Consider the following 12,619-nt stretch of genomic DNA (forward strand, 5'->3'; position numbering starts at 1 on the left):
CCCCTTTTATTTAATGATACGCCGACCAGCGTGATCTACACGCGTACGATCGTCGGCTGCGTCAGATTGGAATAAGAGACAGGGCCTATAGCTCAACGGTTAGAGCAGGGGACTCATAATCCCTTGGTTCCAGGTTCGAATCCTGGTGGGCCCACCAAATTGGCAGGCGGCATGCTTCGCTGTACGTTGACCCAAAGTTTGGCCGCTTTGGCCAAACTATCTGACAATGTCAAAAAGTTTGGCCATCGGGGCCTGTCGGAGCGGCACCAAGCCCTTTGGGGCGGGCTGGGTCTAAGACTGGGTGCGAGTCGTTCGGGGGGATTGGCGAAAGGGGAGAAGCTGCTTGGCAGCAGGCAGTGGGGTAAACACTTCTGTTGCCCTTCGATTTGCGACGGCTGTTAGACCTGTGACAAGCCTTAATGTCCTAGGACTGAAGCAGTATCTACCTCATAAATAGCCCGCGTCCCTTCCTCTCTTTAGCATTACTCGGTTGTTTCTTGTCAGTTGAGGACTTTCTGCGAGCACTCTTAGCCGCTCATGGGTCCGCAGCACATCAGAAACTAAAAGCCTTGCCACGTGTTTCTTCACTAGAAAATTGGCATGCAAGTGGTCGACGAGATCATCTTGACTCCTGAATTTGCCACCTATGTAAGCGAGCATTGCTCCACCTAGCGTTAGCTCAGTCTTAGCTTGGCGCTTCCTCAACTTGTTGGTCTCACGCACCTGGCGTCGAAATTCTTCGACGTAAACTTTGCACAATGCGGGTTGCCGATAGCGAAGGAAACCCTTCGATACGCCAAGGGACTTTGCAAACTCCGGGAACGACACTAGGGGTTTTTCGGGCAATCCAGCGATAGCATTCAGGAGGCTTGTTTTAGCCTCCGTACACACATCTTGGGCTCGTCGTGGCTTATCGCATTTTGGAAGCATTAGTTCGTCAAGAGCTAAGGAGCCGGCGATATGAGCGGCTCCACGAGGGTCTGTAAGAACATCTGCGAGCTTCACGCCAGCTACATGGCAACGTTTGAGCATTGTCGAAAGCGTTGGGCGATGTTGCTTTGAGCTCCAGGTTCTGATCGCTCCCTTCGTGGAAACGTCGTTCCGATAGGCCATGGCAGGACCAATGATCGAGACCGACTCTTGGCAGAATAGGCCAAAGGCTCGAGGCACGGATTCGCGCAAAGCGCCGGTCGCTATAGCCTCTATCAGTCCTCGGCAATCCGTTTCACCGAAAACCGGGCGATCGACTCGTGACCATGTCTTCGGACCTTGAACTAGCGAACTTAGGCATTTGGCGCACTTCGTCATGCCAGCAGTCGAATGGTAGGCGAGTTGCTGCGCTCTACAAGCGGGGCATCGGTTCACGAGCGACACCTGGTGCATAACACAGCGCCCAGTAGGCGCCAATGCCCAGAACAGCCTGTCGTAGTAAGGAGTGCCCTCACGTTCGCTCCAGTACATACAGGCCGGGCACCACGCTCTTCCTCGGCGAAGTGCGCCATGGGCGACAGCGTCTGCCGCGTTTCGAATTGGTAAGAGGGTTGTCCTATACAAATCTGGCTGATTAGCGGCGAGAGATACCACCTTGACGTAGTTCTCCACAGCCTCACCGTAGCCGCATAGTGGGAGACGATTTGCCTTGTACAGAAATACCTGCTTTAGTTCGACCGCTTCCTTTTGTTCACGTGACCACCATTGCTCGAGATGGCGCGCCATTGGAATCATGGTTGTAGAGTGAAGTGCCGCAAACCGATAAAAGTAAGAATGAAACTGTTCCACGTCTTCGGTGCCCCATCCAAGGGGGGCAAGCATGAAATAGTCATTCATTCGACACCTTCGGGTAGGTCGGCAGTTTGCGATTTGGATTCCGCTGGAACGGGCGGCGACGCTGCTTGGTTCGTGGTGTCGACGCAGAGGCGGATGTATCGAACGAAGGATTTCTTAGGCGCGCAATCGCCCTCTGTCCGGCTTCAATGTCACGTTTAATGACGTCGTGCTCCGCCTGCGTAGGAAAGGCGGAGCGTAGAACTTCTCGCGTAATCGCTTTGCCGTGACTTCTAGCGCGCGCCAACCAAAGAATCTTTTCCAAAAGCCCGAAGACACCGTTTGCCGCGTAAAGTAATGTTTCGACCTCCTCCAGAAGAAGCGAAGGAGGATGGAGAGACATGTGCTTGCCAAACAGCTTTAGTATTCGGCTCCACTCGATAAGATCGTCAGGACAGTTGGTGTACGGTGCAATTTCTACGCATATCAATCTTCCAGCAAAGTGCGCGGAGTCAAACAACCCCCGGTAGACCAACTCGTAACCTCCGAAGAGGGCTAGGGTGCGATCAATAGCTCCGAGACATTTAATCGACTGCAGGACATTTGATCTCAACTCGCGATCTTTTGTGTGCGTGAGATGGTGAGCTTCGTCAAGTAAAGCCAAGAGCGTTTCACGAGCTATCATTCCTAACTCAAGCGAAAGCCTTAGCGAAGTCTCATCACGACCGCGAGACGGTCGATAGTGATCTGATTCGTCAAAATCGCCCACATGCTCATGCATTGGATGCCGAATGAGTTTGAGCAGGCGAAGTGTTAGATATTTAGGTGAAATGCGCCCGTCTTGGCTTGTCGCGACGACAAGGTGAACAAATGGAATGTGTGCTGGAGATTTGGGCTGCAGTTCAACGCTAAGATTCCTGACAGCATATTGAAAGATGAGGGACTTGCCCGCTTGGGTAGGGCCAACAAGAACGATAACCTTGCCTGGCGGTGAGAGACGAAGAAGCTCCGTGATCTCGTCTCTCGCCCGCTTGAAATTTCTGTGGAGAACCGGGCCTGGAAGAAGCATGGGTTTCATGTTGGATCCTCCTCTATCTGCAAGTCTTCGATATGCTCCATCTTCTCTAGGTAGCACTTAGGCGTTGAGGATTGACGTTGCTCTCCATTAGGTATTCCTATCGATGGTTGGAACTGTTCCTGCTTATCGATGATCGAGGTGAGCAAGTCTTTCTTTAACTGGTAAGTGCGCTTTTCGGCCTCCAGCGCTAGAGATGCGATGAGGTTTCTCAAATGCCGTTTTTCTTCAGTTCGAGCGATGACCTCGGATGAATGAAGCGCATCGTTGATAGCTGCCGTGGAGCTACGGCAAACGTGCCACTCATGATTGAGGCACGCGTAAACGATAGAGCTATCAAAAGGCTCGACACGAACATAGGCGCTTTTCTTGGGTCCACGATAGGCAAGAAGAGCGGGGCAGCTGTATGAGATGCCATAGACCCTAATGCCGCGACCCACCTGTAAGCGATAGCACTCAGCGGGTGCATCGACGGCAGTTTGTATTAGAAATCGAAGATCCAACGTCACCTTCTTACCGCTGAAGGGAAACGCCTTGTCGCACATATTTCTAAGATGCGCTCGCGATTCCAGACAACCGGGTTTGTTCTCTTGGTTGTATCCACTAAAGGTGAATACTTCGAGGAGTTCGATAAGGTCCTGGATGTTTAGCTTTGCTCGGGCAGCTGCTTTCCACTTTCCAGATGTCTTTCGAGCATCCGCCACCGGTGGTATGAATCCTGGTAGGCCTCTGGCGAATTTTTCTTTGAATGTCCCGAACAATCGCTCGATTTCCTTGCCAAACTTTGGATCCTCGGGAGGCCTCTCGAAGCGCGTAACGCCTAGACTTGCAAGAAGCGTTGTAAAGTGAACGCTGTCGAACTCAGGCCCACCATCTACGACCAGAATTTCGGGAAGTCTGTGATGTCGCCGTACGCAATCACGTATGACCATTGCGCATGAATGACGACTTGGCGCTTCGTAAGATATCCATAGCCCTAATACTTCGCCTGTGTACGCGTCGACCATGCCGGTTAGCCAAGCCCGTTTGGAAATGACCTGGCCATCCTCTGTGCCTAGTGATAAAGCAACGTCAACGGCATAGTGGTCGATATGGGCTATCGAGAAAGCTCGCGTTGGAATTAGCGTTCTGCGCTGAGGGTCGACCGGGGAGGCCGCCGCATTGAAGGCACGCCTTCCACCCCTCCTCATCGCTAGATCGGTTCTGAGGGAGAAACGTCTGAAGCGGCGATAGAACGTTGATCGAGCCACCGGTCTATCTTGTCCTCCTTTCATGGCCTCCTCAAATTGAGAGAGGTATTCAAGGTAGCCATTTGCGGCTGAGGAGAGATTTGGGTCAGCTCTTGTCTTGATGACAATGCTGTCTAGTAGTTCCAAGTGGTTTTGTGCGAGCCGTGGTGCGCGATTGCCGGAGTTTGCCCAGCGGGGGAATAGCACTGACCGATCGCCATCACTTTTCCTCAAGTCTTGCTTGTAGCGACGTTTTGATCTCTCAGATTTCTCCTTAAGTCCTTCACTTTGATCGATGAAACCACAGGCCGCAAATCGAGAGGCGACTTCGCAAACGTGCCTCGGATCCGGGAGATCGTTGGTGGAGACGGTATTCTTTTCCACGATCACACTGTGGAAGGGAAAGCCGATATCGTTAGGCAGATCTAAGAGGTCTTCGCTTGTCGATATCCACAGCTTACGAGGAGAAGAAAGTAGGCATCGATCCAGGTCTGCATAGAGGACGCCTTGATCAATTAGTTGCATCACAGCTGTCGTATCTTCGACCCCGAGCTGATCTAAAACGTTGCCAATTTGTATTAGGTCGACCCGCCGTACGATTTTTTCTATCCTGCGGCGAAGAACCGCCAGACTATCGCTGTCTTCCGCATGGCGTGCAGCCAGTAGCATTCGAAGGTTGTCAGCGCGTACGGCAGATGTTTTGCTGTTTGGTACTACGACGTGTTCGATACCAAGCATGGCGAAATAGTCTCTCGCCGGCCTGTGAGTAAAGCTCCCTTGTTCGCATACCCAGTCGTTGCTTCGTTCTTGGCAGTTCTTTGTTAGAGCATCATCAGCTTTGATCTCGTACACGACGATGCGGTCGCTATGAACCACTAAGAAGTCGGGTGTGTAGGTCGTTTTAGTTCGTATCCCTCTTCGATTCACAATTGATAGCGGTACTGCTTGAGGTTGGTCATACACGGCAACGACATCACGTCGGTGCATCATCTCAAGGAGAAAGAAATACTCGCCAGACGCTGATTCGGCTTGAAGTAGTACCTGCAGCTCCGGGATTGGAACGTCTGCGATCATGTTTCGCACACGGTGCTTTCCGATCTTCCGGCTGGGAGGCGATGAAGCGACTGCCTCTACATATGCCTTACCCACCTCTGGAAGATCTAATTGATCGATCTTGCGCGTTAGGGCTTCAGCGTATTCGTCACGTGATGTCTCCGGCGCGATCGAGTGTGCCCCGCGACTGTCGGCATTGATATTCATTGCTCTCACTCCTCATGGGTGCTCCACATAGAAATGTGTGCATTGGGAGGGCCAAAGTCTTAAGGTCTCTTGCAATACCCGGACGGGAACTGCGTACAGCGATTCGCCCTTCTATTCTTAGATAAGTGAGAAGGGGCTTGACTTTGGCAAGTAAGGCTCTGAATATGCAGACAAGCGGCGACTCCTAACACTTGCCGCACACGAAGGGCCTCGCATGGCTGTGCGGGGCCTTTCGCTTTTCAGGGCCTTATATGGCTTAACTATCCGCTCATGCCTCGGCCCTCCTCGGCTGCGATCTTCTTGGAAGATGAGCTTGTAAGCGCTGTCTCTAACCACGCTTTGACGAGATGCCTTGCGGCAAACCAGCCTCGTCTGCCTGGAATCTGAAACATAGGGATCGGAAGGCGGCCGGCTTGTCGAGCCTTATTCAACGCCTCACTTGATTGGAAACCCATGATGCGAGCGGTATCGGCCGCGCTGAGGATGGGCGTGCGGGGGAGAAATAACTCGACTTCGGAAGCTAGCTCGTTAGGAACAGCCATACGGCGAGTCCTTCACGGATTTGGACAGCCGGTCATGCCAAATCCGGGTCTGTCGTCACTGGGGCACGAAACTCCGATTGTTCAGTGATAGACTGGCACGCAGGAACTATTTCGTCAATAAGTTATTGAATTTGATATATTTATATCACTCCAATAGATTCGCTTTACACCGCTATGCAACGTATGCCGGGCGACGTCCAGCTAGTTATATGCACCGGGTCTCGCGAGGAGGGACGGCCGAGATTCGCTGCGGCGATGGATGGTCAACGACAGGTGAGCGTCGTTCGAGTACCGAAGGACGCACGCCGAGGGGTTGAGCAAGAGCGCGCTGTACGCGTGATCGCAGTGGGCCATGGCCGCGAAATGCTTGCAGCGATCGGTATGAAGCTAAGTGTGAGAGAGGAGGAGTTGGTCGAGCGTTTTATTGATGCGACGGCCGACTATGTCGAGTTGGTGGGAGTGCCTTGTGTCTGAGCGGATTAGCGAGAGTGAACGCGCCCGGAGGCAGGAGATCTTGGACTTCGCCTATGCGAACGTCGGCTTGGAGAGATTGATGCCAAGCGAGAAGGTAATTGCTGCGGCACAACGCTGGGCTCGAGGCGAGATTTCGTTTGAGGAGCTACAGATTGAAGCCGATAGCTCTTTATCCAATCGAGACAGCAGTGAAATTTGAGATTGGAGCCGTCTACAACCCGCAGCGGTATATCCAAGCATCCGTTTTCACTTTATTCGCGCTCGCTCGTTTACAGCGCGTTGTCTTGACGGAATGAAATCCCAATCGAATCTGGACACTCCTCGCCCCGTGTCTAGACGCCTAGCAACGCGACGACCAATCACGCCCTCGTTGATGTCGCTCAAGCATTGCTAGTCAAGGCGGACAACCCGGTCAGCCTTTCGCTAGCTACAAGTGCACGGGTTTGCTTGGAGATCCGTAAGTGTGGCATTGGAATGGCAGCAGAGAAACCACTTCGGCGGGCAAACTCTCACTGCGCCGCGGCGCGGTACGAAGAGTTGGGCGGCGCCCATATCGATGATCTGGCGTCGCCCTAACGCATACATGCCTCAAGGCTCAATCAATGATTTTGATCAGCCGCAATCACTCGCTCGACATCTTGCTTTAGAAGATAGATTGAAACGACCAACAAAACGAGGTCTTTCAGCAGGAACGCAGAAACGATTGTCATCGCGGGGAATCCGCCCGCGGCAGCTTCCCATGCACCAGGAGCGAACGGCAGGATGGTGAAGGTGGCAATAAAAGTGAAAGTGGCCCCAAGAGCACCCAGTACGCCCAGTTTCTTATTCCAGAATCCGAGAAGCAGCAGCAAACCAAAGGTCCATTCCGAAGTTCCCAACAGATAGCTAGTGCCACGTACACCCAACACCGGAATCGTCCAGAAAATAAGTGGTCCATGGGTGATAAGCGGAATCAGTCCTATGATTTCAGCTTCGAACCATTTGTCGTACCCGAACCACGCGAAGATGATGACCATTGATGCGCGAAGTAGGTGGTAGTCGACATCTTTCTTCAAGAGACCGGTTTTAGCGAAAAGCTGGACGAGCGCGTTCATCATTTTTTTCCTTCGATAGTGAGTCGGGAAGTCGGTTGCCGTACAAATCGGTCTACGACGGCCATGTGGTGTGTGCATTTGCCGTGTCGTTCGATGTGGTTACTTTACGACCGACGATCGAGATGATTAATATCGAAAAATTCAAATAACATGCTTGAAAGTTTCAAGCGGAGGTCATTGTGTCCCCACCAGGTGATTGGTTGAGCCGATTTCTGGAAATCACCCCTGTGCGCGGGAAGCTTGAAGTGCACTGCCAATACGGTGCGCCCTGGCGTATCGATCAGGGGGAGGCGGCAGCTGGCGAAATGCCCTACCACATCGTGCTTGATGGCTCGGGTTTGCTCGAGGATCCGGCAGGTGGCCCGCCGATTCCTTTGGCAGCGGGAGATATCTTGCTTATCGCCAACGGGGATGCGCACGTATTGCACGACGGTAGCGGCAAACGGGCCAAGCCTGCTATGCGACGAACGGCTGCGAACCTGGTTTTCAGCGAGAACAAAGGACGCGGCGCGCAGCTCGATATGCTATGCGGTCGATTCGTCCTCTCTCCGTCACACGCGCAGTTGCTGCGCGGTTATTTACCGCCATTCCTCGTGGTGCATGCTGCTGGCGACGTATCGGATGACGCGCGCGAAACTGGAGCCCAACTATGGGGGTTGATGGCACTGATGCGGGCAGAGAGTGGCATCGATTGCCTTGGCGGTCGCGCCATGCTCAATGCATTGTCCACGGCATTGTTCGCGCTGGTATTGCGCTTTGCCAGTAAGGCGAGCGAAGCGCCGGCAGGGTTGCTGGCGTTGGCCGGCTATCCGCGACTTGCTCCTGCGTTGGAGAGCCTCTTTCAGGATCCTGGCGCCGCATGGACACTTCCAGTCCTCGCGCGCAAATGCAACATGTCACGCTCTTCCTTCGTGCGTCTATTTCAGGAAAAGCTAGGCCGATCAGCAAGCGAGCTTTTGACAGACATCCGCATGACCCTGGCCGCAAATCAATTGCGCGAGTCGTCACTTTCGACCGGTGCTATTGCAGAAAGCGCGGGATATCAGTCAGAGGCAGCTTTCCAGCGGGCGTTCAAGCTCCACCTGGGAGTAACGCCGGCTCATTGGCGACGGGCTGCGCAGGTTCAAGACAGCGTGCCCTGAACCCGCTAGCTAAGGGGAGTGTAGGTCCCCGATCAATTATCCCTTTGGGGATCTTTTGCTCATCGCGGAGCGCTGGTAATACAGCGCTCCGCGATGAAGTTACTTCACTGCCGGAAAATCGATCGACGTATCGTTGATGCGGTTGAAGACGTTGGTGAAAACGATCAATGCAATGGCCAAGCTGATATCGACCAGCTGCGCGTCGGTATAACCCGCGCTCTTGATGGCAGCAAATTCTTCCGCAGAAATGGTGCCGGAAGTCTTTACCAATGTCCGCACGAAATGGACCAGCGCATCACGCTTGGCATCGTCTGTTGACTGACCCGCACGGATCTTACCCAACGCGTCGGGTTTGAGACCTGCCATCTTGCCGAGCAACGAGTGAGCAGCCACGCAGTAGTCGCAACCGGCCACTTCGCTGACTGTCAGTTTGATGGTTTCCTGATCTTGTTTGGTCAAAGTACCGGCTGCCAGGACGCCGTCAGCTTGCAGGACTGCTTTGAGGGCAGCGGGATTCAGCGAGCCAATCGCCCCAAAAGCATTGGGCACACGACCCACTGCTTTTCGAATCTGGTCGAAAACTTCCGCCGTCGCGCCAGTGGCTGTTTCAAGGTCAGGGGTAAGGATGCGAGACATGAGTGACTCCAAGAGGATTAAGGTGGAGCCACTTTAGAAGGTGGAAACGATCTCTTTAATGCCGCTTTGTGCGAAATACATGCTCAAAAGTTTCATCTAGCGAAGTCCATGACGGATCGATCGAAGACGTGGTGGCTGCGTCTCTAGAGTGGAGCGGCTCGCAATCCAGTCCGGCGATGTTTCGCAGACGTCGCCGCCCGTTCAACGACCTATCTCCCAAGACCCCATGAATGTCCCTGTTTCCGGGGATACATGACTCACTGGCTATGGCGCCCCCCTTGCGAGTCTTAATGAGAGTGCCTTGATATCGGTGCCACGCATGCTGCCCTACGATTGCCGCGCCGTGCCACCGGAGTAGCCCGTGCTGCCGCCCTAAATCGATGGGCGGCGAGGACTACAGCTCAGTTAGGCGGTGGAGGGCAACGGCTGCAACACGCCACCCCGAAAGAAGCGAACGCCGACTGCTAGCAAAGCTGCGTCTATGTATTCGTGACCGCCAGACTAAGGCAGTTGGCCACCCGATCACTTCCTGTCGTATCCACTCGCCAATCACCTAGGTTTGCATTGCCACCCATCCCTGGTGCTAAGCGACCGCGCGCTACGTCGATGTTGGTACGAGGTGTGGCAGGTCAAGCAGGCATCCCAAGTCCCAGCCGTCTTCGGCCGAATCGTTTCGCTTCCCGATCCAGGTAATCAATTTATTAGGGAGGAGGCGATGCCGGTGGGTTGATTGGCAAAGGGGCGCATCCGCTTGCGCGCAGCATAAAGCGAGAGTAACCTCTCTAAAAGTATTTATGAAGTTACTCAAAGTGACGGCACCTTACTGCAATTGTTTGCAGGAGGTATGGTGCAAGCGAGTCGACGAACGCATGAAAACCTCAATCGGCAACGAAGAGAGACTAGAAATGGCTCAGCTATCCGCTACTGTGGTGTTGGTTCATGGGGCATGGGCTGATGAATCGAGCTGGAAGAAGGTGAGAGATTGGCTCGACAAAATCTCTGTCAAGACGGTTACTGTCGGGTTGCTCATGGCGTCCCTAAAAGAAGACGTGACAACGCTCGACATGGTGCTGGCGGCGATTGATGGACCCGTGATCTTGGTGGGTCACGCTTACGCCGGTGCCGTCATCGCCGAGACGCAGAGCGCGCAGGTGAAGGCGCTCGTTTATATCGCGGGTCTTGCGCCAGATGAAGGTGAAACCGTGGTGGACGTCTTCAATCGCTTTGGACACGACGACCAAGCGCCGGTACTGGAGCCTGCAAGCGATGGACGCATCTGGTTATCGCCGGAGGCATTTGTGACGGCATTTGCGCAATACGCCACGGCAGAAGAACAAAAGGCACTTGCTACAGCTCAGCGACCAATTTCGCCAGCGTGCATTGTGACGCCTGTTGGTACACCTCTGTGGAAACGCGTCCCGACGTGGTACCTGGTGGCACAGCATGACCACATGATTCCTGAAAAAACACAGCGCTTTATGGCTGATCGGATAGGGGCACATACGCGTGCCTATCCTGTTGATCACTTGCCAAGTGTGACGGCACCTTCACTGGTGGCCGACATAATTGTTGATGCGCTCAACGTTAGCGCAGCTTGATGGGTACGCCCTCCAAATTATCGTAAGGGAAATTGCCATGTCTACTATTCACTTCCGTAGCGCTCAGGTCGACGGTGTTGAGGTTTTCTATCGTGAGGCCGGCACGCCGGGTAAACCGAAGTTGCTTTTGCTCCATGGTTTTCCAAGCTCAAGTCATATGTTCCGAGATCTGATCCCCTTGCTCAGTAACGACTTTCATATCGTCGCACCTGACCTGCCGGGTTTTGGACGAACAGATATGCCTTCGCGCGATACATTCAAATACACCTTCGATCACCTGGCAGACATCATCGATGGCCTGACAGAGGTGATTGGTTTTGATCGCTACATCGTTTATGTATTCGATTACGGTGCACCGACGGGATTTCGATTGGCCATCCGACATCCGGAGCGGATCCAGGGGATCGTTACTCAAAACGGAAATGCGTACGTTGAAGGTCTCAGTGATGGCTGGAATCCGATTCGCACGTATTGGGAGAACGCAACGGTGGCCAACCGCAACGCGTTGCGTGCTTTGTTAACACCGGAAACGACGCGGTGGCAGTACGTGCACGGCACTACTGACGAGTCATTGGTGTCGCCGGACGGCATTGCTCTGGATAACTACTATCTTGCGCGCAAAGGCGCTGACGAGGTGCAGTTGGATTTGTTCCTCGATTACCAAAGCAATGTCGCTCTCTACCCTGCGTTCCAAGCATATTTTCGCGAACACAAGCCGCGTTTGCTGGCGATTTGGGGTAAGAACGATCCATTCTTTCTTCCACCAGGTGCTGAGGCATTTAAGCGTGACATCCCCAATGCGCAAGTGACCTTTCTTGATACCGGGCACTTTGCGCTAGAGACTCATGCGTCTGAGATAGCAGATGCGATGCGCTCGTTCTTCAAATAACCAGCAGCAACAACCTAGGAAGTAGGGGTGCGCTATGTCTGAAACGACCGCTATTGTAACGGGCGCCAGCCAGGGTATTGGCCAAGCAACTGCGATACGCCTCGCGAAAGATTTTGGTGCGCTTGTACTCGTCGCACGAAGTCGGGAGAACTTGCAGCACACGGCGGAGGCGGTTGAAGCTTTGGGTGCAAAGGCACTACTCGTCGATTGCGATCTTAGCCAGCCAGCTGCTGCAAAGCTCGTCGTCGAGGCGACTCTGTCCGCCTTTGGTCGCATTGATGCACTGCTTAACATTGCTGGTGCCGTTCCTCAGGTGGATCTCTTCGAGATGACCGACGAGCAATGGGATGCAGGTATGGCGCTGAAGTTGCACGGTGCCCGTCGCTTGACCTTGGAAGCGTGGAGTGCGCTGCGAAACGCCAAAGGCGCGGTCGTATTCACTTCGGGTAATTCCGCGGCCATCCCCAAAGCGCCCTATGCAGCGGTAGGTACGATCAATGCGGCCATCGTAGCGTTGGCCAAGGCTTTCGCAGATCGCGGTATCGCAGATGGCGTCCAGGTAAACAGTGTATTGCCAGGCCCTGTTATGACGGGACGCAGGCGTTCTTACCTAGAGCATTGGGCGCCGTCGCACAACATGAACGTTGCGGAAGCGATGGAGCACTTTCCCCGTGAAGCGGGTATTGCGCGTTATGGCCAGCCCGAGGAAATCGCAGAGCTGATGGCTTTTATGGTGTCGCCAGCAGCCCGTTGGATGACTGGTGCAATGCTTCGCATGGATGGGGGCGAAGTCAAATCGTTGTGACAGTGCGACGTTGCGGCCGTGGTCTTGTGGGCCATTGGCATGGGTGTGGCAAGGAGCGCGCAGTGATGAAACGATTTCGGCTAATACAGTGGACGATGTAAGGACTCGGCT

At 53.8% G+C, this 12,619-nt stretch carries 8 protein-coding genes and 1 tRNA gene; 5 read left to right on the top strand and 4 right to left on the bottom strand.

What is annotated here, in order from left to right; all coding sequences use genetic code 11:
* The first annotated feature begins 81 nt into the window (after positions 1-81).
* Positions 82-157: transfer RNA gene (locus DK366_RS18895), tRNA-Ile, on the top strand.
* A 1,662-nt stretch (positions 158-1,819) separates the two neighbouring features.
* Here the strand turns inward: DK366_RS18895 and DK366_RS18905 are convergent.
* From DK366_RS18905 to DK366_RS18930, 3 genes are all read right to left on the bottom strand, one after another.
* Positions 1,820-2,842 carry an AAA family ATPase gene (locus DK366_RS18905; protein ID WP_109127111.1) on the bottom strand — a complete coding sequence of 341 codons (1,023 nt, stop codon included), beginning with the start codon at positions 2,840-2,842 and terminating at the stop codon, positions 1,820-1,822.
* Positions 2,839-5,328 carry a TnsA endonuclease N-terminal domain-containing protein gene (locus tag DK366_RS18910; protein ID WP_109127112.1) on the bottom strand — a complete coding sequence of 830 codons (2,490 nt, stop codon included), beginning with the start codon at positions 5,326-5,328 and terminating at the stop codon, positions 2,839-2,841. The genes DK366_RS18905 and DK366_RS18910 overlap by 4 nt, the downstream gene beginning before the upstream one ends.
* Before the next feature lie 1,615 nt (positions 5,329-6,943).
* Complete coding sequence (locus DK366_RS18930) at positions 6,944-7,438, bottom strand: DUF417 family protein (RefSeq protein ID WP_109127154.1); 495 nt, start codon at positions 7,436-7,438, stop codon at positions 6,944-6,946.
* Between the two features lie 200 nt (positions 7,439-7,638).
* Between DK366_RS18930 and DK366_RS18935 the strand changes: the two genes are divergently transcribed.
* Positions 7,639-8,580 (top strand): AraC family transcriptional regulator, encoded by a 942-nt coding sequence (locus tag DK366_RS18935; protein WP_232821117.1) that lies wholly within the window; start codon positions 7,639-7,641, stop codon positions 8,578-8,580.
* A 99-nt stretch (positions 8,581-8,679) separates the two neighbouring features.
* On the opposite strand, the gene DK366_RS18940 is transcribed toward DK366_RS18935, so the two are convergent.
* Positions 8,680-9,216, bottom strand: a complete 537-nt coding sequence (locus DK366_RS18940) for a carboxymuconolactone decarboxylase family protein (RefSeq protein ID WP_109127117.1) — start codon at positions 9,214-9,216, stop codon at positions 8,680-8,682.
* Between the two features lie 794 nt (positions 9,217-10,010).
* Here DK366_RS18940 and DK366_RS18945 point away from each other — a divergent pair.
* Genes DK366_RS18945 through DK366_RS18955 form a run of 3 tightly spaced genes read left to right on the top strand, consistent with a single transcriptional unit; the run spans position 10,011 to position 12,508 of the window.
* Positions 10,011-10,814 (top strand): alpha/beta hydrolase, encoded by an 804-nt coding sequence (locus tag DK366_RS18945; RefSeq protein WP_198651626.1) that lies wholly within the window; start codon positions 10,011-10,013, stop codon positions 10,812-10,814.
* A 37-nt stretch (positions 10,815-10,851) separates the two neighbouring features.
* Positions 10,852-11,703, top strand: a complete 852-nt coding sequence (locus DK366_RS18950; protein WP_109127118.1) for an alpha/beta hydrolase — start codon at positions 10,852-10,854, stop codon at positions 11,701-11,703.
* Between the two features lie 34 nt (positions 11,704-11,737).
* Positions 11,738-12,508 (top strand): SDR family oxidoreductase, encoded by a 771-nt coding sequence (locus DK366_RS18955; protein WP_109127119.1) that lies wholly within the window; start codon positions 11,738-11,740, stop codon positions 12,506-12,508.
* Positions 12,509-12,619 lie beyond the last annotated feature (111 nt).

The sequence above is a fragment of the Dyella sp. C11 genome, from assembly GCF_003121485.1.
Lineage (GTDB): Bacteria > Pseudomonadota > Gammaproteobacteria > Xanthomonadales > Rhodanobacteraceae > Dyella.

What these genes read in the sequence shown, in the direction of transcription:
- DK366_RS18905 (WP_109127111.1), bottom strand. Translation starts at nt 2,842, where the DNA reads ATGAAACCCATGCTTCTTCCAGGCCCGGTTCTCCACAGAAATTTCAAG.
- DK366_RS18910 (WP_109127112.1), bottom strand. Translation starts at nt 5,328, where the DNA reads ATGAATATCAATGCCGACAGTCGCGGGGCACACTCGATCGCGCCGGAG.
- DK366_RS18930 (WP_109127154.1), bottom strand. Translation starts at nt 7,438, where the DNA reads ATGAACGCGCTCGTCCAGCTTTTCGCTAAAACCGGTCTCTTGAAGAAA.
- DK366_RS18940 (WP_109127117.1), bottom strand. Translation starts at nt 9,216, where the DNA reads ATGTCTCGCATCCTTACCCCTGACCTTGAAACAGCCACTGGCGCGACG.
- DK366_RS18945 (WP_198651626.1), top strand. Translation starts at nt 10,011, where the DNA reads ATGAAGTTACTCAAAGTGACGGCACCTTACTGCAATTGTTTGCAGGAG.
- DK366_RS18950 (WP_109127118.1), top strand. Translation starts at nt 10,852, where the DNA reads ATGTCTACTATTCACTTCCGTAGCGCTCAGGTCGACGGTGTTGAGGTT.
- DK366_RS18955 (WP_109127119.1), top strand. Translation starts at nt 11,738, where the DNA reads ATGTCTGAAACGACCGCTATTGTAACGGGCGCCAGCCAGGGTATTGGC.